The sequence below is a fragment of the Myxococcus faecalis genome (assembly GCF_050039385.1).
Classification (GTDB): domain Bacteria; phylum Myxococcota; class Myxococcia; order Myxococcales; family Myxococcaceae; genus Myxococcus; species Myxococcus fulvus.
In genome coordinates, this window is record NZ_CP144336.1 from 8,002,233 (window position 1) to 8,024,317 (window position 22,085).

Sequence of the window (22,085 nt, forward strand, 5' to 3'; positions counted from 1 at the left end):
ACTTTGAGTCCATGGACGGGCGCGAGCCATACCTCCCAAGTGGTAGGTAAAACAGCCCCGTTGCCGTGAGCTTCTCACGGCACGGGTGGACGTCTGTGGCGCGCTACTCCCGCAGCACGGTCAGCCCCAGGTCGGTCAGCACATAGAGCATGGCCGGTGCCACGGTGGGGTCGTAGACGAGTTGGAGCACCTGTCGCCCGGTCACGGTCTCCACGCGCGTGAGCGTCGCCCCGTCCTCCTCGATGCGCCACAGGCCCTGGTCCTGCGTGCCCACGTAGACGATGCCGCCGTCCGTGGCCGCGAGCGCCGTCACGTTGGAGGAGGGCAGGGTGGTGATGCGCGTGTAGTTCGCGCTGGAGCGGTCCGTCTGCTCCATGCGCCACAGGCCGAAGTCACGGCTGCCCACCCAGGTCGTCCCCGCCTTCGTGCGAGCGATGGCGCGCCAGTGGTCGAAGGACTCCAGGCTGTTGAGTTGCGCGTTGTGCCCCTTGTAGCTCCAGGGCACCGGCCCTTCCCAGGTGAGCTCCCGGTCGAAGTCCGCGAGCACACCGTTCGGCTGGAGGATGCCCACCAGCCAGTCATTGGCCACCAGCACCTCACCGTCAGGTCCGATTCCGAGCCCCCAGTTGAACCCCGCCTGGAGTGACTGGGACACGCTGCCGTCCGCGCGCGGCGTCTCGAGATACCAGGCCGCGTGGCGGTGGCTGTTGTACGTGAGGTCTCGAATCAACGTCACGCCGTGGTTGGTGCCGATGTAGACATCACCCCGGTCCCTGCCGCGCATCACCCGCTGGCAGGCGAGCACCGAGCGGTCCTCGTCGTAGTGGAAGTCGTTGGTGTTGCGGATGCCGAGCTGCTGCTGTCCGCCCGAGACACCCGCGCTGCGCCACAGGTGCTCCTCCAGCACCACCGTGCCGTCGGACTCCACGCGCACCGCGTCCAGGTCGCCCTTCTGGTACTCCGCGAAGCGCTCCTCGGTGTGGTGCGGCTCCCCAGGTCCGGGGATGTAGGCGTGAGGTTTGTCCGGTACCTCCGGCTGTAATTCGTACGTGTGGTAACCCACGTAGGCGCGCCCCGCCTCACCCCCGCAGATGACGGTGGAGCCGAGCGCCTTCTTGTCCCGCCCGAAGCCCCCGGCGGCCTGTCCCACGCCACGCGTCCATGTGGGCGCCGTGTCGCCAGGACGCAGCACGCCAATCTCGTCGCCCTTCAAGAGCCAGATGTTGTGGCCCTCGTCGACGCCGATGCTCCGCACCCCCGCGCCGACACCGAACGCCGTCGCGTAGTCCTTCACCGCGTCCGTGGGCCAGGGGCCCGGACCCGAGGGGGCGTCCTTGTCCGAGGACTCGCCACATGCGCCGAGGAACACCGCCATGCCCACCGCCGTTGCCCATCGCCATCCACCGTGCATCCGCCCTCCCTGACTCTCGCCGTCACGGGAATCCCAGCAATGCGTGTGCCCGGCGGGGATGGGAAAACTTCTTCTCAGCGTGGCGACTCCAGGTTCATCACATCCGGGTGGGACAGGGCCCGCGGACTCCGGCTGTCACAGGCGAAACAGCCGCACGTCTTTTGCGCGCACCCATCAGGAGACCCCTCGATGCAGACCCCCCGAAACGACACGTCACACCCGCGTCCCCGTTTGGACATCGCCCGGCTCGCCCCCGCGCCCTACCGCGCCTTCCTCGCCGTGGATGCGGCGCTGCGCGAGAGCCCGTTGGCTCCGAACCTCCGTGAGCTGGTGAAGATTCGCGCCTCGCAGCACAACGGCTGCGTCCTGTGCGTGGACATGCACGTGCGTGAAGCGCGCCACCTGGGAGAATCCGACGAGCGCCTCCACCAGGTCGTAGTCTGGCGCGAGTCCCTGCTCTTCAGTGACGCGGAGCGCGCCGCGCTCGCCTACACCGAGGCCGCGACCCAGCTGGGGCCCGAGGGTGTACCGGACGCGGTGTGGGACGCGGCGCGGGCGGCGTTCGACGACGCGTCACTCGCGGCGCTGGTCGCGCAGGTGGCGCTCATCAACGCGCTCAATCGCATCGGCGTCCCCCTGCGCACGCCGCCTGGGGCCGTGACTCACGCGAGGTGAATGGCGTCGCGCTCGAGCCGCTGGAGCTTGTCGGGGTTGAGCACCCGGTAGATGGCGCGGATGTGCTCGCCGTCCACCTCGAGCATCGTCGCATGGAAGAGCACCCCGTCGCGGAAGGTGAGCGCGGCGGGCTGCCCGTTGAGCGACACGATGCGGTGCTCCATCGTGCCGCGCAGCTTCTGTCTCAGCCCGAGCAACATCCGGATGATGCGTTCGGCGCCCTCGATGCGCTTGCGCGCCGCGTAGGCCTTGCCGCCTCCGTCACTGGTGAACGTCACGCCCGGGGCGAGCATCGAGACCAGCGCCGCCTGGTCTCCCGTACCGAGCGCGGAGAGGAAGCGCTGCAGGAGCTGCTCCTTCATCCCGGGAGGTGAAGGGAAGCGCGGACGTCCTTCCCGCACCCGCTCGCGCGCCCGGTGCACCAGCTGCCGCACCGCCGGCTCGTTGCGCCCCAGCACCCGCGCCAGCGTCTCGTACTCCTCACCGAAGACCTCGCGCAGCAGGAAGGCCACGCGCTCCTCGGGCTTCAGCGACTCGAGCAACACCAGCAGCGCGACCGACAGGTCCGAGGCGCGCTCCGCGGCCTGTTCCGGAGTGGGCGCCTCGGTCAGCACGGGCTCTGGCAGCCAGGGGCCATCGTAGGCGGCGCGCTCGGTGGCGGCGCGGCGCAGCCGGTCGATCGCCAGCCGGCTCACCACGGTGATCAGCCATGCCTCCGCGCTCTGGATGTCCCGCGAGCCCTCCTGGTGCCAGCGCAGGTAGGCGTCCTGCACCACGTCCTCGGCGGGGGCCAGCTCACCGAGCATCCGGTACGCGAGCCCCAGCAGCCGCGGGCGGTGGCGCTGCAGGTCCTCGGCAGTCGGAGGGGGAGGGGGCGAGGTCATGGTCATCCTGGAGCGTAGGACGCATGAGCCTCCTACCCCGTGACAGGCCGCGCCGCACCGTCCAGGTGCCCGCCTCGTGCATGCGCCGCGAGGCGGGCTGAGGGGGCAGTTACTCCTGGGCGGAGTAGTACTTCGCCGGGCCGGCGAGCCACACGGTGGTGCCCTCCGTGCGCTCCAGCAGCTCGTCCGCCAGCTTGTTCCAGTCCTCGTAGGGGCCCACGGGCTCCAGGCTGGAGGGCATGAAGCCGAGGAACTTCTGGTGCCCCACGGCGAGGACGGTGGCGGTCGGCACGCGATACGGCCCCTCATCGGGGATGCCGAACAGGCCCCACGCCTTCCAGGTGCGGCTCAGCGCGTCGTAGCGCAGCGGCGCGCAGCTCGTCTCGGCGATGGCCTTGGCGTCGTCCTCGCTCTCCCCCGAGCAGACCTGGAGGCTGTCACCGAGCTTCACGCTCTCGAGAGGGCAGGAGACCTGGAGGGCGTGCTTGCAGTGGCCGATGGGGCGGGGCGCGCCGCGCTCGCTCCAGTAGGCCTGGACGAAGGCCGCCGAGCCGTGCGGGTCTTCCCACGGGATGGACTCGCCCAGGCCATCGAGGAACACCCAGGGCACGCGCGTGGCGTCCGCGACCGCGTTGGCCAGCGGCTCCTTCTTCGTGTCGAAGAGGGGCTCGGTGCGGAAGGGGACGAACCCCACGAAGCCCTCCGCCCCCAGGGCCGCCACGGTGCCCGCGCCGTCAGTCGAAATGCCGCCCTTCGTCGAGCCTCCCGGGCGCCCCAGGACGCCGCCGTTGATGCCACCGCCGGCGCCCGGAGAGTCCTTGGCGGCCTTCGCGCAGAGATTGATGCAGGTGTTCAAGGCGTCCCGATTGGCCCACTCCTGGCTCTCATTGGAGCAGCCCTGCGCCGTATCGAAGTTGGCGACGGTGGGAGGTGGGCAGTGACATGGGGCGTAGACCGCCGTGTACTTGCAGGCCAGCTGGACCCACTTCGGAGGGCCGATGTGGCCTTGATACCCGACGCCGATGAGTCCACCGGGGATCCGTGCCTGCTGAGCCGACGCGCTCCAGGGGACGACGCTCAGGGCGACGAGGAGCGCGAGCAAGGGGAGCCTTGACGCGAAACGAATCAGGCCAGTCTGCGAGGGGAACATGTGTAACCTCCGTCAAAGAGTTGCACATGCAGACTGACTGTCTTGAATGGTGTTCACAATGGGTGCTGATTGACTTCTCGGTGAGTGGCGATCTGTGTCACGGGCTGAGTAGCGTTTCATGTCACACGTGCTGAGACGGGGACCTCAGCCCGATGACCGGCCGCTGGAATACCCCTTGCCTCGTCCACGGGCGAACCCAGCGAACGCCTGCGAGGTGTGCCTGCCCGCGACGTCGACGGCGCGGTGGTCGGCGCGCTTGCGCACCGCTACTGGCTGCCGGGGCGCTACAAGGTGACCCTCTCCCTGGGCTACGGCGCCAGTCGCTCCAGCACGACGGTCCACGTGGTGCCGTGAGCGGCACCCCGTGGAGCGACGTGTGACCTCCGTCTCACGAGACGGAGTCAGTGGATGCCGCGCTCGCGCAGCAGGGCCTCGCTGGTGGCGTCCCGGCCGCGGAACGCGCGGTAGCCCTCGAACGGGTCCACGGTGTTGCCCACGGAGAACACGTGCTGTCGCAGCCGCGCCGCCACCTTGGGGTCGTGCAGACGCCGCGCCTGTCTGAAGGCCGCGAACGCGTCGGCGGCCAACACGTCCGCCCAGAGGTACATGTAGTAGCCAGCGGCGTACGAGTCGCCCTCGAAGACATGGGTGAAGTGCGGCATCCGGAAGCGCATGCCGACCTCCGCAGGGGCCCCGAGCTGCTGGAGCGTGTCGCGCTCGAACGCGTCCGGGTCCAGGGGCTGTTCCTTCGCCAGGTGCAACTTCATCTCGACCAGCGCGGAGGTGAGGTAGTCGACCAGGTAGAAGCCCTGGTTGAACGTCGCGGCCTTCTGGATTTTCGCCAGCAGCGCCGGCGGCATCGGCTTGCCCGTCTTGTGGTGCATCGCGAAGCGTCCCAGCACCTCGGGCGTCGCCACCCAGCGCTCCAGCAGCTTGCCCGAGAACTCCCCGTAGTCGCGCACCACGCGTCCGCCGCTCAGCGAGGGATGGGACACGTTGGAGTTCAGCACGTGCAACGCGTGGCCGAACTCGTGGAAGAGCGTCAGCGCGTCGCGCCAGCCGACCAGGGCCGCCTCGCCGGGCCCTGGCTTCACGAAGGGCAGGTTGTTCGTCACGATGGGGGTGGCTTCCCCCCGGAACCGCTCCTGGACACGGTACGGGTCCGTCTGGCCGCCGTTGTACTTGCCCTGGCGCGCATAGGGGTCGAAGTACAGGAGCCCCACGTGACGCCCGCTGGCGCGCTCCTTCACCTCGAAGACGCGCACGTCGGGGTGGTAGACGGGCACGCGGGCCGCGGGCGCGAAGGTGTAGTCGAACAGCTCGCCGGCCACCCAGAACATGCCCTCCCTCAGCTTCTCCAACTGGAGGTAGGGCTTCACCTCGGTGTCGTCGAAGTCGTACTTCGCCTTGCGCACCTTCTCCGCGAAGTAGCGGTAGTCCCACGGCGCGAGGTCCCCCGTGAGCCCGGAGCGCCGCGCGAGCGCTCGCGTCGCGGTGACGTCCGCGCGCACCTGCGCGACGGAGGGGGCCCAGGTGTCCATCAGCAGCTTCATGGCGCGCTCGGGGGTGGCCATCATGGTCCCCTCGAGCTGCCGGTGCGCGTAGGTCGGGAATCCCAGCAGCCGGGCCTGCTCGGCGCGCAGGGTGAGGATTTCGCGGACGATGGCGTTGTTGTCGTGCGCGTCGCCGTGGTCACCCCGGCTGTCGTAGTTGCGCCACACCTTCTCCCGCAGCGCCCTGTCGTCCAGGTACGTGAGGAAGTCCGCCACGGCCGAGCGGGTATTGGACACCACCCACCGGCCCTTCAGGCCGCGTGCCTCGGCTTCGGTGGCCCCGGCCTTGCGCAGGGCCTCCGGCAGTCCCGCGAGGTCCGCCTCGTCGTCGATGACCACCGCGTTCGCCTCGTCGGCGAGCACGTTCTGCCGGAAGGAGGTGTAGAGGGCGGCGAAGCGCTGGTTGAGCTCGGCGATGCGCTTGCGGCCCGGGGCGTCGAGCTTCGCGCCGGAGCGGGCGAAGTCCCGGTAGTAGTACTGGACGAGGCGCCGCTGCTCGGGCGTCAGCCGCGCCATCTCGGGCGAGTCATGGACGGCCCGGACTCGCTGGAAGAGGGCGAGGTCTTGCGACTGCTCGTCCCAGAAGGCCGCCAGTCTGGGCGACATCGTGCGCTCGACCTGCTGGAAGTCGGGCGTGTTCATCACCTTGGACCAGGCGCTGTAGACCTCGTAGACGCGGGTGAACGTCCGCCCCGCGTCTTCCAATGCGGCGATGGTGTTCTCGAATGTCGGGGCCTCCTTCGTGTGGAGGATGGCGGCGAGCTCGCGCCGGTTCTCCTCCATCGCGACCTCGAACGCCGGCTCGAACTGCTCGACCTTCACCCGGTCGAAGGGCGGCACTCCGCCATGGGGGCCCGTCCATGGCTCCAGCAACGGGTTGGCGGGCGTGGCCGGGGCGGCGGAGGCCAGGCCCGCCACGAGGAAGACGAGCACGCCGATTCTGTTCTTTGGCATGGAGACAGAATATGAGTGCGGATTATCGTCCATCCATCGAATGGAATTCGTCCGGGAGACCTCGATGCCCCAGCTCGACCGAATCGATCGCGCGATTCTGACCGCCCTCCAGAACAATGCTCGGCTGTCCAACAAGGAGCTGGCCGCGCAGGTGGGGCTCGCGCCCTCGTCGTGCCTCACGCGGGTGCGGAAGCTGGAGGAGGAAGGCGTCATCAAGGGGTATCAGGCGGACCTGGACGCGAACTCATTGGGGCTCGGCCTGCAGGCGCTCATCGCCGTCCAGCTCCGCCTCCATGCCGGCGAGGCCTTCGGCAACATCGGAGACCACCTGCGCTCGCTGCCGGAGACGGTGGCCGTCTACTGCCTGGGCGGCACCACGGACTTCCTCGTCCACGTGGTGTGCCGGGACACCGACCACCTGCGGCGGCTGACCATCCTGTCCTTCACCAGCCGGCCGGAGGTGAGCCGCATCGAGACGTCGCTGGTGTTCTCATACACGCGCCTGGGATTGCCGGTGGACCACGCGCATGGCGACGGCATTCCACCGCGCTGACGTCGGCGCCGCGCGGAAGGTGAGGGGAGTGGGCCCTCCTGGATTCGAACCAGGGACCAATCGGTTATGAGCCGGGGTGGGACCGGTTGGCAGGGGCTCGCAGGCACTGGCACTGGCTCGCAACCTGCGGAAAAGACTGAGGCTCCCGAGGGCGCGGGGGCGGCGCCCGTTGGCACTATTCCCACGGTTTCGACTGGGCGTGGTGCGCCGGAGGTGCGGAACGTGGTGCGGCCTGTGGTCCCGCAGATGCTCACGGTGCGCGAGGTGGCGGAGGCGTTGGCCGTTTTGCCGGGCCACCGTCTACGCGCTCCTCGAACGCGGGGAACTGGAGTGGGTGTGGGTCGGGCGGGCCATCCGCATCCCGGCTGCGTTGCTGGAGGCTCTTCTCGCCCGGGAGCGGCGCTGATGTTCGGGCCGGCGGTTCCCGGTTCCCGGTTCCCGGCCTTATGGGGGAACCGGAGCCGGTTGAGTCCTCATCAGGCCGGCAGACATGGCCAGCGTTCAGCGGAGGTCACGCTCTCGTGGCTCCGTTGACCCGGCCCGGCGCGGTGCGGAAGGCTGCCCGTCCGCCAACAGCGCGCGAAATTTGCGCGCGACGGGAGACGGAGGGAGCAGGCGTGGAGATCACACTTGGGTTAGCCGCGCTATTGGCGGTTTGGTGGGTTCGGAGCGCCATGCGCGCGAAGAGATTCCAGCGCGCGATGGCCCTCCGTCGCATGACAGTCCACAAGCGCCAAGATGTGTTCTCGGACACGTGGGAGTTCGATTTCGTCGAGATGGCGATGCTGTACGAGTACCGCGTCTTCGACTGGCCCCCAATTGAGTCAGATAGCCTCTATGCGTTGCGCAGGTGCGGCGACTCACATTGGGAGGTGCAGCTCTCACCAGATAGTGCTGAGGAGCGGCTGCGAGAGATCGAGCGTGATGCCCAAACATCCGCGACGATGAGCGCAGAGGACGTGAGCCGCCTTCGGGAGTCGATTCTCAAGCATCGCGACGGGTGGAGGCGACTGGATGACCACATGGCCGCGCAGCTCGACACGCATTTCAAGTTGTTCATCGCTGGCTACGAGCCGGTGACCCCGGACTTCAGCCTTGAAGTCCTGTGGAGGAGGATGCTCGCCCTCAAGCGCGAAAAGGAGAAACGGGGGTCCCTGAGACAGGTGAGGGCGGCGTAGGACGTAAGCGCCGCTGGGCTTTCGTGGTTGGTGCTCTATTCCATCGCGTAGTGGAGTGTCCGCGAAGTAATTAAACCGGGCGCAGGCAGCAGCGGCGCCACGTGCTGCCAGAAGGCGTCGAGAACGGGGTTGCGGACCATGCTCCTCAAATTGGAGATGGCCCACACTCCTAACCAGTCCGGCTTCCACTCTCGTTAGGTGTTGTAGGCACTGGGATGGCAAAAGGGCGGTGTTTGACAAAGGGCAGGAAGCCTGCGTAGCCCGCTGTCAGCACTATCACCACTGCAACGACGGCGGCGAAGCCGGACTGATCGTCCGATAGCCCGAGCACGACTGCCAGAACAAACGCGGCCACCAAAGTAATGACCGCGTAGACGCTTGTCAGCACGACTACCAGTGCGATGTTTCCCGGCTGAGCGCGCGAAGGAACGTAGCGGTGGTAAGCGAAGGCCGCTCTCACGCCGGAGACAGAGACCGCAACGAGCGCGAGTCCCAACCAGACATTGCGGCCCCCTGGAAAGGCCGCACCCATCCGGTTGAGCACCGTCGTCGCCAGCTCGGCCGACGCGAGCAGCAGCCCCCCAATAGCAAGGGCGCGACTCCGACGACGCGGCAGGAAGTAGGCCACGACTGCGAGTATTAGGGCGTCAGTGAGACCGTTGATGTGCCTCGCGGAATCACCCTCCGCCAAGAAGGCCAAGACCAGCAGAATGAGCGTCTGTAGTCCGGCAACGAACCAGAGCGCCTTTGATGCTTCCTTGAGTACCTTATCCGCGTCCTCCGCCGAGGAAATGGGGGAGGTGAAGCTGGCGATCAAGTCTTGCATTGGCCCTCCTTACCGCACGTGTCGCTAAGAATAGCCTGCCTGTAAAAGGTGGTCCACACAGTGAGGCCGGGTACTTGTCGGTGCTTCCCCGACGCCCCAGGAAATCGCCGAGGGGAGGCTGAACTTCGCAATCGCTATCCTTGCGATGAGGCGAGAAGGAGGCACATGCGTCGTGCCAATCGCCTGGAGCAGAGACCGCTGGAGCATCCGCGCCCGGCGGTCCCTTCGTCAGCCAAGCCGCGCGCCATCCGCTTCCACGACCTGCGCAACACCACGGCAACGTTGCTGCTCAAGGCGCGGGTGTAGCGTAACTCCTCGCCGGAGCCCGTCGTGACAAGTGAGGCATGAGGTGAGGAGGTTGTCGCTCCCCGGCAGAGGAGCGAGTGAATGGACATGGAGCAGATGAGGGAGACGTTGCGAGCGCAGGCGAAGGCGCGAGCGGGAGTGGGAGTGAAGCTGCGGTTCGACGAGGCCTTCCGCGCGCAGGCGGTGGAGTACGTGAGGGGCCGGCAAGCGCAAGGGGTGACACAGGAGGCGGCGGCCAAGGAGTTGGGGATGTCGTCCTGGACGTTGTCGAGGTGGCACCAGCAGGTGCGGCGAGGAGGGGTGAGTCCCGAGGGAGGCAAGGAGACGTCGCGGGTGTTCCGCCCCGTCGCGGTGAAGCGCGAGGCAGAGCAGGAGCGCCCGGTGGTGCACGCTGCCGGGGGCGTGCGAGTGGAAGGATTGACGCTGAAGCAGGTGGCGCGGTTGCTGCGGGAGTTGGGGGGATGATTGGCTCCACCCGGCGGCTGGCGGTGTACGCGTATGGACAGCCGTGCGACATGCGCAAGAGCTTCGACACGCTGGCCACGCTGGTGACGGGCCACATGGGCCGCGACTTGCTGTCGGGTGACGTCTTCCTCTTCGTGGGGAGGAGTCGTCGCCGGGCCAAGGCCCTCTTCTTCGATGGTACGGGGCTGTGCCTGTTCTCCAAGCGCTTGGAGCGAGGCCGTTTCGCGGCCCTCTGGAAACACGAGGCACCGGGCTCGCCCGTGCAGTTGGCGCTCTCCGAGCTCGCGCTCTTCTTCGAGGGCAGCGAGCTCGTCGGGCGCGCTCCCGCCTCGGCGACACCGCTGTCCCTCTTCGCGCGAGCGCGTGGCCAGCGCGCAGGCGCGGATGCCGACAGCGCGCCCTTCGTCGGCACCGGGCGCTGACGCTTGCCTCCGGACGCACCGCCATGGCACATGCACGTAAGTCATGGCGGTGCACCTCGCACAGGAGAAGGACGTGGAGCGGCTGCGACAGGCCGCCCTCCTGCTCGAAGCGGAGAATGCCCGGCTGGTGCGGCGCAACGTGGAACTCACCCGCGCGCTGCTGACGGCGCAGGGCACTGACGCCAGGCACCTCCAGCTACGACTGGCCGAGTTGGAGCGCCAGTTGGACAATGCGCGCGCCGCGCTCTTCGCGCCCTCCAGCGAGAAGCGCCCGGCCCCCAGGCCCGAGGCCGCATGCGCCCCCGAAGCGGTGCGGCGCGGCCATGGCCCGCGTGTGCAGCAGGCCCTCCCGCTGGTAGAGGTGGTGCACGTGCTGGACGAGGCCGACACGCAATGCCCCTCCTGCGGCGGGCAGCTGGCGCCCATGGAGGGCTGCTTCGAGGAGTCGGAGGAAGTCGACGTCCTCGAGCGCCGCTTCGTCCTCAAGCGCCACCGCCGGCAGAAGTACCGCTGCGCGTGCAACGCGTGCGTCGAGACGGCCCCTGGCCCCCAGAAGCTGCAGCCCGGCGGCCGCTACTCCCTCGACTTCGCCGTCGAGGTGGCCGCCTCCAAGTACCTGGACCACCTGCCGCTGGAGAGGCAGGTGCGCGCCATGGCGCGCGAGGGCCTCACCTGCGACAGCCAGACGCTGTGGGACCAGCTGGCGGCGCTGGTGCGTCTGCTGCTGCCCACCTACGACGCGCTGTGGGCCTACCAACTGCTGCAAGGCGTGCTGGGCTCGGACGAGACGCGCTGGCCGCTGCTGGGCAGCCAGGGCCAGGCGAAGTGGCACCTGTGGGCGCTCGCCTCGTCCACCGCCGTTGTCTACCGCGTGGCCGAGGGCCGCGGCGCCCAGGCGGCGCGCGAGCTGCTGAAGGGGTACTCTGGCCTGCTCATGACGGACGGCTACGCGGTGTACGACGCGCTGGCCGCCGCCAGCCAGGGGCGTTTCGGTGTCGCGCACTGCTGGGCCCACGCGCGAAGGAAGTTCCTGGAATGCGGGGCGCCCGAGGCCGACGTCGCACTCCACCTCATCGGCGAGCTGTACCGAATCGAGCGGGAGTACCGCACCGGGCCACCCGACGAAGCCCGCCTGCTGGCCCTCCGGCAGCAGCACAGCCGCCCTCTGCTGGAGCGCCTGCACGCGTGGGCCCTCGCGCAGACCGCGCTCCCCGAGTCGGGCTTCGGACGCGCGCTCGCGTACCTGGGCAAGCTGTGGCCAGGCCTCACCTGCTTCGTCAACGACGCGCGCGTGTCCCTGGACAACAACTCCACCGAGCGCGCCCTGCGGGGGCCCGTGGTGGGACGCAAGAATCACTACGGCAGCAGAAGCCGTCGTGGCACCCAGGCCGCCGCCCTCTTCTACTCACTGCTGGAGTCCGCGAAGCTGTGCGGCCTCGAGCCGAAAGCCTACCTGCGCGCCGCCGCGCTCGCCGCCCTGCGCGGGCAGCCGCCACTACTACCCCATCAGATGATGGCCCACTGAGGAGCTCCTCCATGGAGACGAAGATTTCGGCAACCCTCCTGGACTACGCCTCGCCGCTCTTCGAAGGCATGCCCCCCAGCGTGCCCCTCGAGCAACGTCGCAGCATCCTCCAGGTGGCCATCACCGCCTGGAATGCGCTCGTCACCGCGGCCTGGGGCGGGGAAGACTTGCTGCCGGACCTCTACCGCCGGCTCGACGCGCTACCAGAACCGGGCCGCTCCACCATGCGCGCTACCATCGACATGCTGGTGGCCCGCAAGCGCCAGCTCTTCGCCCGTGACTTGCGTGGCATCGGCGCCTGGGAACTCCGCCAGGCGCCGAACGGTGACGTCTCCCTTTGGGCAGAAGCTCGCGCCCCTCGCCGCTGATTCCCGCGCCGCCCCTTTCACGAATCTCCTCGCCGCACCAGACGGGGCGCGGCGAGGAGTTACTGCGGAACTCGGCGGAGGCGGCTCAACGCGCAGACGCCGCCGGGGAGATTCCCGAGGTTCTGGGCGGGGTTGAGGGGAGTGGGCCCTCCTGGATTCGAACCAGGGACCAATCGGTTATGAGCCGACAGCTCTAACCGCTGAGCTAAGGGCCCTCATGCGTGTGCAACCCGCGTGGGCCTGGGCATAACTCCGCGCACCGGGTCTGGCAAGCGCCACCCGGCCCTGTGTCAGCGTCTGGCCTTGGGCGCCGCGTCCTCGTCCCGTTTGACGCGGAACGTCTGCCCTCGCTGCTCCACCACGACGCCCTCGGCGCGCAGCCGCTTCGCCTGCTCCTGGGCCACCATGGGCGCGAGCACCCCTCCCGCGCGCGTCACCCGCCACCAGGGCACTTCCTTCCCCGTGGGCAGCATCGCCATCTCCCGCCCCACGCCGCGCGCCGCGCCGGGCCGCCCCGCATAGAGGGCCACCTGGGAGTAGGTGCGGACCTCTCCGCGCGGAATCGAGCGCACCGTGCGCCACACCGCCTCCGTGAAGGGCGCACGCTTCGGCGCTGTCTGCGCCTGCTTCACCCGCGTCTTCGTCCTCGGTCTCAAGAGCGCCATGCCGCGCGGGACTCTAGAAACACGAAGGCCCCCGGTCCACGAATGGGAGCGGGGGCCTTCTTGCTTCAGGCCTTGGGGCCTGTCGTCCGCGTCAGCTCTCCACGAAGGAGCGCAGACGCTTGGAGCGGCTCGGGTGGCGCAGCTTGCGCAGCGCCTTGGCTTCAATCTGACGGATGCGCTCGCGCGTCACCTCGAAGTCCTGGCCGACCTCTTCCAGCGTGTGGTCGCTCTTCTCGCCGATGCCGAAGCGCATGCGCAGCACCTTCTCCTCGCGCGGCGTCAGCGTGGCGAGCACCTTGCGGGTCTGCTCCGCCAGGTTCATGTTGATGACCGCGTCCGCGGGCGACACGAGGCTCTTGTCCTCGATGAAGTCGCCCAGGTGGCTGTCCTCCTCCTCGCCGATCGGCGTCTCCAGGGAGATGGGCTCCTTGGCGATCTTGAGGACCTTGCGGACCTTGTCGAGCGGCAGCTCCATCTTCTCCGCGATCTCCTCCGGCGTCGGCTCGCGGCCAATCTCCTGCACCAGGTAGCGGCTGGTGCGGATGAGCTTGTTGATGGTCTCGATCATGTGCACCGGGATGCGGATGGTGCGGGCCTGGTCCGCGATGGCGCGGGTGATGGCCTGACGAATCCACCAGGTGGCGTAGGTCGAGAACTTGTAGCCGCGCTTGTACTCGAACTTGTCCACGGCCTTCATCAGGCCGATGTTGCCCTCCTGGATGAGGTCCAGGAACTGCAGGCCGCGGTTCGTGTACTTCTTCGCGATGGAGACGACGAGGCGCAGGTTGGCCTCCACCAGCTCGCTCTTGGCGCGCTCGGCGCGCTTCTCGCCCAGGCGGATGGCGTCGTAGTTGCGGCGCAGCGCATCCACGGGGAGGTTGGCCTCCTCCTCGACCTTCTTGATCTTCCGCACCGCGGTGCGCACGTCGCGGTCCAGCACCTCGAGCTGCTCGGGCGTGAGGTTGAGCTGCTTCTGCAGCTTCTTGCCGATGTTGGGGTTCTCCCGCGACTCCTTCAGCTGCGGGCGAAGCTCCTTCATGGAGATGCCGTAGCGGCGCTCCAGGTCGCGCAGCTCGTCCTCGGCCTTCTCGACGCGCTCGATGAGCGACTTGAGATTCAGGACGATGCGGTCGACCTGCTTCTTGTTCAGCCGCATCTCCTCCAGGACCTCCATCATCTTGGTCCGGAGGTCCTTCATCTCCTGCTTGAGCTCCTTCTTGCGCACCTCGGTCAGCTTCTTCTTCGAGGCGAGCTCCTCCTCGAGGACGTCGCAGTCCTTGGCGAACTTGCGGAAGCGCTCGATCTGCTTGCAGATCTGCTCGATCTTGTTGAGCTCGCTCTGCGCCAGCTGCGCCGGGGCGTCACCCTCGCCGACCTCCTCGGGAGCCTCCTCGGCACCCTCGGACTGGGCCTCCTCGGGAGCGTCCTTGATGACGTCGCGCACGCGCAGCTTGGCCGTCTTCAGCTTGTTGCCGATGTCGAGGATCTCCTCGACGGCGACCTTGCAGGCGAGCAGGGCGCGCAGGACCTCCTTCTCGCCCTCCTCGATGCGCTTGGCGATCTCCACCTCGCCCTCGCGCGTGAGCAGGCTGACGCTGCCCATCTTGCGCAGGTACAGGCGCACCGGGTCGTTCGACTTGCCGCCCGGCTCGTCGTCCTCGTCCTTCTCGTCCTCGTCGACGTCTTCCTTCTCCTCCTCGACGGTGACGGTGGGCTTGATCTCGTTGTTCTGCGCGGCCTTCTGCGCGTCGACGATCTCGATGTCGTTGTCGCCGAACATGCTCATCACGTCGTCGATCTGATCGGACGACACGATGTCGGCGGGCAGCGCGTCATTCACCTCGTCGTAGGTGAGGAAGCCCTTCTCGCGGCCCTGGGCGAGCAGGTCCTTGACCTCCTTGCGCTCGGCGACGGGGTCCTCCTCGACGTCGTCCTCGACGGCGTCCGGGTCCACCTCGACGGCGGCGGCGGCCTCCTCGGCGGCCTCCTCGGGGTCCACGTCCTCCGAGACGGCGGCGACGCCCTTCTTCTTCTTCTTCTCGACGACGGCCTCGGCGGGGGCCTCCTTCGCCTCGAGGACTTCCTTCTCCTCCTCGCCCGCCTTCACCCCAGCGCCCTTCGCCGCGGGACTGTCCGGAGCCTTCTTCTTGCGGATCACCGGATCCACCTTCTTCTTGGTGGGCTTCACGGACGCCTTCGAGGGCTTCTGCGTCGGCATTCGGGTACTTCTCCTTAAGAAATTCAGGGGCTTGAGGCCTGGGGCGAGCCGGCCGATCTACCGCAAAGTCAGGGTTTCTTACAAACGCGAACTCAAACCGGTTGCATGGGCGCCTTTGTTCCCGCGGAGGCCGGCTTGAGCTCCTCCAGGACACGCTTCTTGAGCGCCAGCAGTTCCACCCGCTCCGCCTGGAGCTGGCGCGTCTCCTCCGTGAGGTCGAACGCGCCCAGCGTCTGCTCCGTCGCACGGGTTATATAAGCAAGACGCTCGTTGATGCGCCGCACCATGATCTCCTGGCAGATGGTGGAGAACGCCTGCTCCAGCTCCTGTCCTTCCGAGGGGAGCTGGCGCCAGGAGGTCTCGATGGCCCGCTTCACGCCCTCGGAGGCCTCATAGAGGGCGTCGTTGGAGCCCCGCCCGGAGGTGGCGTGCATGAGCGTCATTCGAAGGCCGGTGTGCGACAGCTCGTCACACACGCGGAAGAGGTCGCGGCCGAGCAGCCGGGGCTCCCTCAGCACGGCCGCCACGTAGAGCGCCTCCATGGGCGGCGGCGGCTTCTCGGGGAGCGGGCGGGCAGGCGCGGCGTCCTGGGCACCCAGGTGGGAGGAGGCGGGCTTGGGCGTGGGGACCTTGCTGCGCAGGGCGGCCTCCACGTCCGGGGCGCGCCAGCCGAAGTGCTCGGCCAGGGCGGCGAAGAGCGAGGAGCGCACCAGCCCCACCGGCACCTGCGCCGCCACGGGCTTGAGTCGCTCCAGAGCCGCCATCTTCTCCTCGAACGTCGCCGCCTTTCCCTGCGGGAGCAGGGTGGCGAACAGGTACGTGGTGAGGGATTGCGCCCCGTCGATGAGCGACTCCACACCGTCCTGCCCCACACGACGCGCGAAGGTGTCTGGATCATCCCCTTGCGGAAGCAGCGCCACACGAGCGGTCGCTCCCGCGGCGAGCAGGGGGCCCGCGAGCCGCTCCACGGCCGCGAGCCCCGCGGAGTCTCCGTCGAGCAGCAGCACCAGCTCCCGCGCCTCGGCCCGCTTGAGCAGCTGCATGTGGCCGGCGGTGAGGTTGGTGGAGCACAGCGCCACGGCGTGGCGCACCCCCACCTGGTGCAGGCCGATGCAGTCGAAGTAGCCCTCGACGAGGATGGCGGCCTTGCGCTTGCGCAGCTCGTCGCGCGCCAGGTCCATGCCGAACAGCGTCTCGCTCTTGTTGTAGAGCCGCGACTCGCGCGAGTTGAGGTACTTGGGGCCCTCGTCGGCGCCCACCAGCCGGCCACCGAAGGCGATGGGCCTGCCCTCCGGCGCGCGGATGGGCACCATCAGCCGGCTGCGGAAGAAGTCGAAGCAGCCATCCCCCGTGTTGCGCTTGAGCACGAGCCCGGCCTTCATGGCCCACTCCAGCATGCCCGACTTCTGGCAGCGCTCCGCGAGCAGGCTCCACGCGTGGGGCGCCCAGCCCAGCCCGAAGGCCTGCGCGGTTTCATCCGACACCCCGCGGCTGGCGATGTAGGCCCGCGCGGAGCGGCCTTCCTCCTGGTGCCACAACAGCGAGCGGAAGTGCTCGGCGGCCAGGTCCGTGGCCTCCTTGATCTGCTGCCGCTCCCGCATCCCGGGGTCCTGCTGCGCCTCCAGGTCGATGCCCAGCTCGCGCGCCAGGTCCCGCACGGCGTCCAGGAACGTCTTGCCCAGGTAGCGCTGGACGAAGGAGACCGCGTCGCCGCTGGCCCGGCAGCCATGGCAGAAATAGAAGCGCTTCTCCGGCACCACGTAGAACGAAGGCGTCTTCTCCTGGTGGAAGGGACAGCGCCCCTTCCACTCCCGGCCCGCCTTCTTCAGCTCCACGTGCCGGGAGATGAGGCCCACCAGGTCCACCCGCTCGAGGATTTCCTGGATCTTGTGCTCCGGGATCATGTCGCCCACCCCTGGGCCCGCGTCAGGGCGGGCGCACCGCCGGCATCCTGCCAGCCGGGCCTGACGTCGCCCGTCCGGCCGCCAACCCGGTGGCTCTCCCCGCCCACGAGGGCGGAGGACCGGAGGCGCGAGGCGTCGTGAGGGTGTGGGGACACGTTGGGGCTCCTACGGCCCGCTGGGTACCTCCCCTGGACAGGGGCGGTACGCCATGGGCTGGCCCAGGCACTTAATGACGGGGGGCCGGGGGAGCAAGTTTCCGCTCACCCCGGGCCTTCCACCCCAGGGGGTCACCGCCTGCGCCGGGTGGCCTCCAGAGGGGTGGGACAGGGGACTTCAGGCGAGCTTCGCGAGCTCCGCCTTGACGGCCTCGGAGATGGCGCGACCCTCGGCCTTGCCCTGGAGCTTGGGGGAGAGGTTCTTCATCACCGCGCCCATGTCCTTGGCGCTCTTGGCGCCCACCTCGGCGATGGCGGCCTGGACGGCGGCGACCAGCTCGTCGGGGGTGAGCTGCTGGGGCAGGTAGCTCTGGAGGACGGCGATCTCGGCCTCCTCCTTCTCCGCCAGCTCCGGCCGGCCCGCGGCCTTGAACTGGTCCGCGGAGTCGCGGCCCTTCTTGATGAGGCCTGTGATGACGCTCATCACGCCCGCGTCGTCGAGGGCGGAGGCACCGGGCTCCACTTCCTTGTACTTCACGGCGCTCTTGATCGCCCGAATGACGGTGGTGCGCAGCTCGTTCTTGGACCGCATCGCGTCCTTGAGGTCCGCGTCGATCCGCTCCTTGAGGGTGGCCATATTCGCAACTCCGCTGGCTGGGATTCGGGGGATTTCAGACGACGGGAGCCAGGGCACCTGACTGGGGGGCGCCCCGGCTCACACGCCGGCCTCGCAACTAGAACGACTTGCGGGCCTTCTTCACCGCGCGCTTCTTGGCGGCGAGGGCCTTCTTCTTCCGCTTCACGGAAGGCTTCTCGTAGTGCTCGCGCTTGCGGATCTCGGAAAGGATTCCGGCCTTTTCAGTGGCCTTCTTGAAGCGCTTGAGGGCGCTCTCAATGGACTCTCCCTCCTTCACTCGGATACCGGGCATGCGTTCACCTCCTTCCGCCATGCGTCAATGTGTGCGTACTTCGAAGGGGGAGCGGTATGTCCCAGTGGCCGGTAAAACGCAAGGACGCTGGCGGGAAAAGCCGCGCGCGGTTGGACTAGAGTGTCGCCTGCGTGAGCCCTGCCCTCCTCCTGATGGTGCTGCTGGCGACCGGTCAGCGTGGTGGCACCGGGACGACCGACTGCTGGAACTCCTGCCAGCGCCATGTGGCGGACCGCGCCCTGCGTGCCCGGGTGTGCGGCTCGTGCCTGTCCGGCGGGCGGGTGGACTCCTGGGTGGCGCCTTTGGGCAACATCCGGCCCGTCCCACGTGAGGCGCTGGCCTCCTCCCGCAAGGATGGCGACTGGCGCGTGCGCTGGGCCTCCGTGCGCGCCGACGCGAAGGCGCGGCAACTGACGGAGAAGCGCGTGCTGGCCGAGTGGGTGGCGGGGGCTCCCGCGTCCTCGGACCTGGCGGCCTGCCTCACCGCGGCGCGCGCGGCGGCGGAGGCGGGGCAGTCCACGGCCACCTTCCTGCGGGACGCGGGGGCCCGGGGGCCGGAGGCGGCGGCGCGGGTGTGGGCGCGGCGGGAGGCCATCCGGCAGGCGCTGGAGGTGGAGCTGTACTCGGAGGACCCTCGCGAGCGGGGCACCGCGCTCGCCCACCTGGGGGCCTTCCTGGGGCGGAGGCCCGCCCGGGTGCTGCTCGACGCGACGGCGTCGCGGCCCGAGGAGACGGATGGGATTGGCGCCTCGGCGCTCAAGGCGGTGGCGCTGCGCCTGGACTCCTCGGTGGGGCGGCTGCTCCTGGAGGAGGCGCGGCCCGCGGACGAGGTGCTGGTGAACCGGCTGTTCGCCGTGTACTCGCGCGAACTGGAGTCGCTCCAGCCGGAGCTCACGGCGCCCGAGCCCCAGCGGCGGGACGCGGCGGTGCTGGCCCTGGGCGTCTATGGGCCGCTGGCGCGCAAGGAGCTGGAGCGCGCGCTCACGGACGTGGACCGCAAGGTGCGGGGTTCGGCGGCGCGGCGGATGGCCCAGTCGGAGGGCACGTCCTTGCGCGTGGCCGCCGAGCGCCGGCTCGAGGGCAAGGACCTGGAGGTGGCCCGGCCGTGGCTGGAGGCCATGGAGCGGGAGAAGGGCTGTGGGAGCTTCTTCCTGGAGGCTGCCCGGGACTCGCGCATGCCCGCGCCGCTCAGGGGCCAGGCGCTGACGTCGCTCTCCGACTGCCGCGAGGGTGAGAGCCTGCGGCTGGACGCGCTGACGCCTTTCCTGAAGGACTCGCAGCCGGTGGTGCGGGCGGGCGCGGTGCGGGTGCTCGGCGCGCTGTCGGTGCGCAAGCCCGAGGTGATGGACGCCACCGAGCGCGCGCTGGATGACGGCTCGCCGGAGGTGGTCGCCGCCGCGCTGGACGTGGTGGCGGGGCAGCGCCAGTCGACGCGGGGGGACATGGCCGCGGAGCTGCTCGGCTCGGAGCACCCGGTGGTGCGCGCCGCGGCGGCCCGGGCGCTGGAGGCCATCGGCCGCGCGGCCCATGTGAAGGTGCTGGCCACGTGCCTGCGCGAGGACCCGGTGTCGGATGTGCGCGTGGCGGCGGCGCTCGCGCTGGGGAGGCTGGGCGGGCCCCATGCCGCGGCGGCGCTCTCCGACGCGGCGGCGCGCGACGCGGACACCCACGTCAAGCACGTGTCCCGCGCGGGCCTGCGCAAGCTGGGCTTCGGGAACTGACGTCAGAAGAGCGGCCAGACGTCCGGGCGAGAGCGGGAACCCCGCGCCTGATGGCGATGGCAAGCCAGGCTTCGGGCACCGACGTCAGCGGTGCCCGGGCGCGAGGGGGCGTCCCCGCGCCCGACGGTGACGACTCACGGGCCGCTGATGGCCTTGGCGTCGGCGCGGTTCCGGCCCGCGCGCTTGGCGCGGTAGAGGTACTTGTCCGCGGCGGCGATGAGGTCCTCGGGCTGGGAGAAGTCCGAGTCCAGGAGCGTCGCCACGCCCAGGCTGATGGTCACCTTGATGGGCGTGCCGCCAAAGACGAAGTCGGCCTTGTCCACCGCGTGGCGGCAGCGCTCGGCGCACGCCAGGGCCTGGTCCTCGGCGGACTCGCGCAGCATCAGCGCGAACTCCTCGCCGCCGTAGCGCGCGAGCAGATCCTCGGTGCGCACCGTGTCGGTCACCCGCTGGGCGATGCGCGTCAGGACGTAGTCCCCGGCCGGGTGGCCGTACGCATCGTTGATCTTCTTGAAGTGGTCCACGTCGAAGAGCACCAGCGACAGCGGCACCCGGTGGCGCAGGCAGTAGCTGAACTCCTTGCGCACCGTCTCCAGGAAGTACTTCTTGTTGTAGACGCGGGTGAGGCCGTCGCGGGTGGCGGACTCGTAGATGCTGCGCTGGTACTGCTCCTCCAGCTCGTCCTGGATGGAGAACTTGAGGACGGTGTTGGAGCCGATCTGGATCTTGTCGCCGTCGTACAGCGGGGCGGCGTTGACCTTCAGGCCGTTGAGGTAGGTGCCGTTGGTGCTCGCCAGGTCCATCAGCTGGAAGCGCCCGTCGCCGAGCGCCACCACCTTGGCGTGCTTGCGGGAGATGCCGTCGTCCTCCACTTGGAACTGCGCCTCTGAGCTGCGCCCCAGCACCACCTCGGAGCGGTCCAGCTTGAACATCCGGCCGATGCCCGCCGCGGACTTGGCGCTGATGACAATCAAATAAGCGCTCTGCCGCTGGGCGTTGCCCAGCAGGTCCGAAATGGAATGGACGGAAGTTTTCTCCTCGGACATCGCAACACCCATCTTATGGGCCGTTTTTTCATGGCGGCAAGCATGCTGCCGGCTTCCACGCGGCCCAATCGCTCATCCCGCGTGGATCCGCCGCGTCGTCCGGGGCCGGCTGGGCACCTCCGGCTCGACTGTCCTCCGTCCGACGCTCAGCTCCCCCGCCACCGGCGTCTGGATGAACCGCGCCAGCGCCTCCGGGGAGCGGGGGTGGTAGGCGAGCGCCTGCATCAGCTTCACCAGCGCCGCGGAGGGGGTCATGTCCGCGCCACCGATGGCCCCCTGCGCCAGGGACGCCGCCCCGGACTCGTACAGGCTCAGGTCCACGCCGTTGCGGTGGGCCTGGCTCACCACCACCACCGGCACGCCGCGCTCCTTCGCCTGGACGAACAGCGGCATGAGCGAGCGTCCGAGCTCGGGCGCGATGGGGAAGTTGCCCGCCCCGTACGCCTCCAGCACCAGCCCCCGGACGTGCGGCAACAGCTGCAGGGGCAGGGCCGGGTCCAGCCCGGGATAGACCTTGAGCATGAAGACGCGCGGGTCCAGCTTCTCGTAGAGCTTGAAGGGGCCCCGGGCGCGCAGCCCCGGCTCGAAGGTCGCGTCCACGCCCAGCGTCCCCAGCACCGGGCAGTTGGGGCTCTCGAAGGCGTCGTACTCGGACACCTTCACCTTGCGCGTGCGGTTGCCCCGGTACAGGTGCGAGTCGAAGCAGATGGTGACCTCGCGCGGCCCCTTCACCGCGGAGAGCACCGCGTCGATGAGGTTGAGCCGCGCATCCGAGCGCACCTCGCCCAGCGGCCGCTGCGAGCCCGTCAGCACGATGGGGCAGGGGGGATTTCGCAGCATGAAGGACAGCGCGCTGGCGGTGTAGGCCAGCGTGTCCGTGCCATGGGTCACCACCGCCCCGTCGAAGTCCTGGAGCTGGTGGTGCAGGTGGGTGGCCATGCGTTGCCACAGCTCGGGCTGCATCTCGGAGCTGTCCAGGTTGCTGAAGAGCTGCAGCTCGATGTCGGCGAGCTGGAACAGCTCCGGGACGCGGGCCTTGAGCGTCTTGAAGAAGGCGGCGGGGCGCAGGGCGGAGGGCCGACCTCCGGCCATCCCCAACGTGCCTCCGGTGTGCAGCAGCAGGACTCTGGGCATGGGCAAGGGGCCCTCCTTGGCAAGGCTTGCGTTGCTTTACAAG

General features: G+C 69.0%; 21 protein-coding genes and 1 tRNA gene. 9 read left to right on the forward strand and 13 right to left on the reverse strand.

From position 1 onward, the window contains the following. Positions 1-103: 103 nt before the first annotated feature. The gene (locus tag VZQ01_RS32235) at positions 104-934 is read right to left on the reverse strand and encodes a hypothetical protein (RefSeq protein WP_426745558.1); all 831 of its coding nucleotides are present in this window, start codon (positions 932-934) and stop codon (positions 104-106) included. A gap of 666 nt (positions 935-1,600) precedes the next feature. On the opposite strand from VZQ01_RS32235, the gene VZQ01_RS32240 reads away from it, so the two are divergent. Beyond that, complete coding sequence (locus tag VZQ01_RS32240; protein ID WP_223745443.1) at positions 1,601-2,086, forward strand: carboxymuconolactone decarboxylase family protein; 486 nt, start codon at positions 1,601-1,603, stop codon at positions 2,084-2,086. Here VZQ01_RS32240 and sigJ read toward each other — a convergent pair. From sigJ to VZQ01_RS32255, 3 genes are all read right to left on the reverse strand, one after another. Beyond that, entirely contained in the window at positions 2,074-2,970 is an 897-nt protein-coding gene (sigJ, locus tag VZQ01_RS32245) for an RNA polymerase sigma factor SigJ (protein WP_426745559.1), read from the reverse strand. The genes VZQ01_RS32240 and sigJ overlap by 13 nt on opposite strands. Positions 2,971-3,079: 109 nt before the next feature. After that, positions 3,080-4,072, reverse strand: coding sequence for a hypothetical protein (locus VZQ01_RS32250; RefSeq protein ID WP_426745560.1), 993 nt, complete (start codon positions 4,070-4,072; stop codon positions 3,080-3,082). A 449-nt stretch (positions 4,073-4,521) separates the two neighbouring features. Continuing rightward, on the reverse strand, positions 4,522-6,627 hold the full coding sequence (locus VZQ01_RS32255; RefSeq protein WP_426745562.1) for a M3 family metallopeptidase: 2,106 nt from the start codon (positions 6,625-6,627) through the stop codon (positions 4,522-4,524). 64 nt (positions 6,628-6,691) lie between these two features. Between VZQ01_RS32255 and VZQ01_RS32260 the strand changes: the two genes are divergently transcribed. Beyond that, a complete protein-coding gene (locus VZQ01_RS32260) occupies positions 6,692-7,180 on the forward strand; it encodes an Lrp/AsnC family transcriptional regulator (RefSeq protein ID WP_426745563.1) in 489 nt (162 codons plus the stop codon). Positions 7,181-7,854: 674 nt separating this feature from the next. Further along, complete coding sequence (locus tag VZQ01_RS32265; RefSeq protein ID WP_426745564.1) at positions 7,855-8,358, forward strand: hypothetical protein; 504 nt, start codon at positions 7,855-7,857, stop codon at positions 8,356-8,358. 169 nt (positions 8,359-8,527) lie between these two features. Here VZQ01_RS32265 and VZQ01_RS32270 read toward each other — a convergent pair whose 3' ends face one another. Beyond that, positions 8,528-9,184, reverse strand: a complete 657-nt coding sequence (locus VZQ01_RS32270; protein WP_426745565.1) for a hypothetical protein — start codon at positions 9,182-9,184, stop codon at positions 8,528-8,530. A gap of 165 nt (positions 9,185-9,349) precedes the next feature. Between VZQ01_RS32270 and VZQ01_RS32275 the strand changes: the two genes are divergently transcribed. The 5 genes from VZQ01_RS32275 (at position 9,350) to VZQ01_RS32295 (ending at position 12,270) form a co-directional block, all read left to right on the forward strand. Continuing rightward, the gene (locus VZQ01_RS32275; protein WP_426745566.1) at positions 9,350-9,490 is read left to right on the forward strand and encodes a hypothetical protein; all 141 of its coding nucleotides are present in this window, start codon (positions 9,350-9,352) and stop codon (positions 9,488-9,490) included. A gap of 87 nt (positions 9,491-9,577) precedes the next feature. Beyond that, positions 9,578-9,955, forward strand: a complete 378-nt coding sequence (locus tag VZQ01_RS32280; protein WP_426745048.1) for a transposase — start codon at positions 9,578-9,580, stop codon at positions 9,953-9,955. Next, entirely contained in the window at positions 9,952-10,377 is a 426-nt protein-coding gene (gene tnpB, locus VZQ01_RS32285) for an IS66 family insertion sequence element accessory protein TnpB (RefSeq protein ID WP_426745047.1), read from the forward strand. Before VZQ01_RS32280 ends, tnpB begins: the two co-directional genes overlap by 4 nt. Positions 10,378-10,420: 43 nt before the next feature. Further along, the gene (gene tnpC / locus VZQ01_RS32290; RefSeq protein WP_426745567.1) at positions 10,421-11,902 is read left to right on the forward strand and encodes an IS66 family transposase; all 1,482 of its coding nucleotides are present in this window, start codon (positions 10,421-10,423) and stop codon (positions 11,900-11,902) included. An 11-nt stretch (positions 11,903-11,913) separates the two neighbouring features. Further along, the gene (locus VZQ01_RS32295; RefSeq protein WP_426745568.1) at positions 11,914-12,270 is read left to right on the forward strand and encodes a hypothetical protein; all 357 of its coding nucleotides are present in this window, start codon (positions 11,914-11,916) and stop codon (positions 12,268-12,270) included. 142 nt (positions 12,271-12,412) lie between these two features. Here VZQ01_RS32295 and VZQ01_RS32300 read toward each other — a convergent pair. From VZQ01_RS32300 to rpsU, 6 genes are all read right to left on the reverse strand, one after another. Further along, positions 12,413-12,485, reverse strand: a tRNA-Ile gene (locus tag VZQ01_RS32300). A gap of 75 nt (positions 12,486-12,560) precedes the next feature. After that, a complete protein-coding gene (locus tag VZQ01_RS32305; RefSeq protein ID WP_426745569.1) occupies positions 12,561-12,935 on the reverse strand; it encodes an MGMT family protein in 375 nt (124 codons plus the stop codon). Between the two features lie 91 nt (positions 12,936-13,026). After that, positions 13,027-15,153 (reverse strand): RNA polymerase sigma factor RpoD, encoded by a 2,127-nt coding sequence (rpoD, locus tag VZQ01_RS32310; protein WP_141325686.1) that lies wholly within the window; start codon positions 15,151-15,153, stop codon positions 13,027-13,029. Between the two features lie 92 nt (positions 15,154-15,245). Continuing rightward, complete coding sequence (gene dnaG, locus VZQ01_RS32315) at positions 15,246-17,057, reverse strand: DNA primase (RefSeq protein WP_426745570.1); 1,812 nt, start codon at positions 17,055-17,057, stop codon at positions 15,246-15,248. Positions 17,058-17,390: 333 nt separating this feature from the next. Further along, the gene (locus tag VZQ01_RS32320) at positions 17,391-17,849 is read right to left on the reverse strand and encodes a GatB/YqeY domain-containing protein (protein ID WP_141332843.1); all 459 of its coding nucleotides are present in this window, start codon (positions 17,847-17,849) and stop codon (positions 17,391-17,393) included. Between the two features lie 97 nt (positions 17,850-17,946). Then, positions 17,947-18,141, reverse strand: coding sequence for a 30S ribosomal protein S21 (gene rpsU, locus VZQ01_RS32325; RefSeq protein WP_002614080.1), 195 nt, complete (start codon positions 18,139-18,141; stop codon positions 17,947-17,949). A gap of 131 nt (positions 18,142-18,272) precedes the next feature. Between rpsU and VZQ01_RS32330 the strand changes: the two genes are divergently transcribed. After that, positions 18,273-19,862, forward strand: a complete 1,590-nt coding sequence (locus VZQ01_RS32330) for a HEAT repeat domain-containing protein (RefSeq protein ID WP_426745571.1) — start codon at positions 18,273-18,275, stop codon at positions 19,860-19,862. 134 nt (positions 19,863-19,996) lie between these two features. On the opposite strand, the gene VZQ01_RS32335 is transcribed toward VZQ01_RS32330, so the two are convergent. Both VZQ01_RS32335 and VZQ01_RS32340 read right to left on the reverse strand, forming a co-directional pair. Next, the gene (locus tag VZQ01_RS32335; protein ID WP_046715247.1) at positions 19,997-20,908 is read right to left on the reverse strand and encodes a GGDEF domain-containing protein; all 912 of its coding nucleotides are present in this window, start codon (positions 20,906-20,908) and stop codon (positions 19,997-19,999) included. Between the two features lie 72 nt (positions 20,909-20,980). Beyond that, positions 20,981-22,042: an asparaginase gene (locus VZQ01_RS32340; protein WP_223745455.1), complete on the reverse strand. Its 1,062-nt coding sequence runs from the start codon at positions 22,040-22,042 to the stop codon at positions 20,981-20,983. Between the last annotated feature and the right edge of the window lie 43 nt (positions 22,043-22,085).

What these genes read in the sequence shown, in the direction of transcription:
- VZQ01_RS32240 (WP_223745443.1), top strand. Translation starts at nt 1,601, where the DNA reads ATGCAGACCCCCCGAAACGACACGTCACACCCGCGTCCCCGTTTGGAC.
- sigJ (WP_426745559.1), bottom strand. Translation starts at nt 2,970, where the DNA reads ATGACCTCGCCCCCTCCCCCTCCGACTGCCGAGGACCTGCAGCGCCAC.
- VZQ01_RS32255 (WP_426745562.1), bottom strand. Translation starts at nt 6,627, where the DNA reads ATGCCAAAGAACAGAATCGGCGTGCTCGTCTTCCTCGTGGCGGGCCTG.
- VZQ01_RS32260 (WP_426745563.1), top strand. Translation starts at nt 6,692, where the DNA reads ATGCCCCAGCTCGACCGAATCGATCGCGCGATTCTGACCGCCCTCCAG.
- VZQ01_RS32265 (WP_426745564.1), top strand. Translation starts at nt 7,855, where the DNA reads ATGCGCGCGAAGAGATTCCAGCGCGCGATGGCCCTCCGTCGCATGACA.
- VZQ01_RS32270 (WP_426745565.1), bottom strand. Translation starts at nt 9,184, where the DNA reads ATGCAAGACTTGATCGCCAGCTTCACCTCCCCCATTTCCTCGGCGGAG.
- VZQ01_RS32275 (WP_426745566.1), top strand. Translation starts at nt 9,350, where the DNA reads ATGCGTCGTGCCAATCGCCTGGAGCAGAGACCGCTGGAGCATCCGCGC.
- VZQ01_RS32280 (WP_426745048.1), top strand. Translation starts at nt 9,578, where the DNA reads ATGGAGCAGATGAGGGAGACGTTGCGAGCGCAGGCGAAGGCGCGAGCG.
- tnpB (WP_426745047.1), top strand. Translation starts at nt 9,952, where the DNA reads ATGATTGGCTCCACCCGGCGGCTGGCGGTGTACGCGTATGGACAGCCG.
- tnpC (WP_426745567.1), top strand. Translation starts at nt 10,421, where the DNA reads ATGGCGGTGCACCTCGCACAGGAGAAGGACGTGGAGCGGCTGCGACAG.
- VZQ01_RS32295 (WP_426745568.1), top strand. Translation starts at nt 11,914, where the DNA reads ATGGAGACGAAGATTTCGGCAACCCTCCTGGACTACGCCTCGCCGCTC.
- VZQ01_RS32305 (WP_426745569.1), bottom strand. Translation starts at nt 12,935, where the DNA reads ATGGCGCTCTTGAGACCGAGGACGAAGACGCGGGTGAAGCAGGCGCAG.
- rpoD (WP_141325686.1), bottom strand. Translation starts at nt 15,153, where the DNA reads ATGCCGACGCAGAAGCCCTCGAAGGCGTCCGTGAAGCCCACCAAGAAG.
- dnaG (WP_426745570.1), bottom strand. Translation starts at nt 17,057, where the DNA reads ATGATCCCGGAGCACAAGATCCAGGAAATCCTCGAGCGGGTGGACCTG.
- VZQ01_RS32320 (WP_141332843.1), bottom strand. Translation starts at nt 17,849, where the DNA reads ATGGCCACCCTCAAGGAGCGGATCGACGCGGACCTCAAGGACGCGATG.
- rpsU (WP_002614080.1), bottom strand. Translation starts at nt 18,141, where the DNA reads ATGCCCGGTATCCGAGTGAAGGAGGGAGAGTCCATTGAGAGCGCCCTC.
- VZQ01_RS32335 (WP_046715247.1), bottom strand. Translation starts at nt 20,908, where the DNA reads ATGTCCGAGGAGAAAACTTCCGTCCATTCCATTTCGGACCTGCTGGGC.
- VZQ01_RS32340 (WP_223745455.1), bottom strand. Translation starts at nt 22,042, where the DNA reads ATGCCCAGAGTCCTGCTGCTGCACACCGGAGGCACGTTGGGGATGGCC.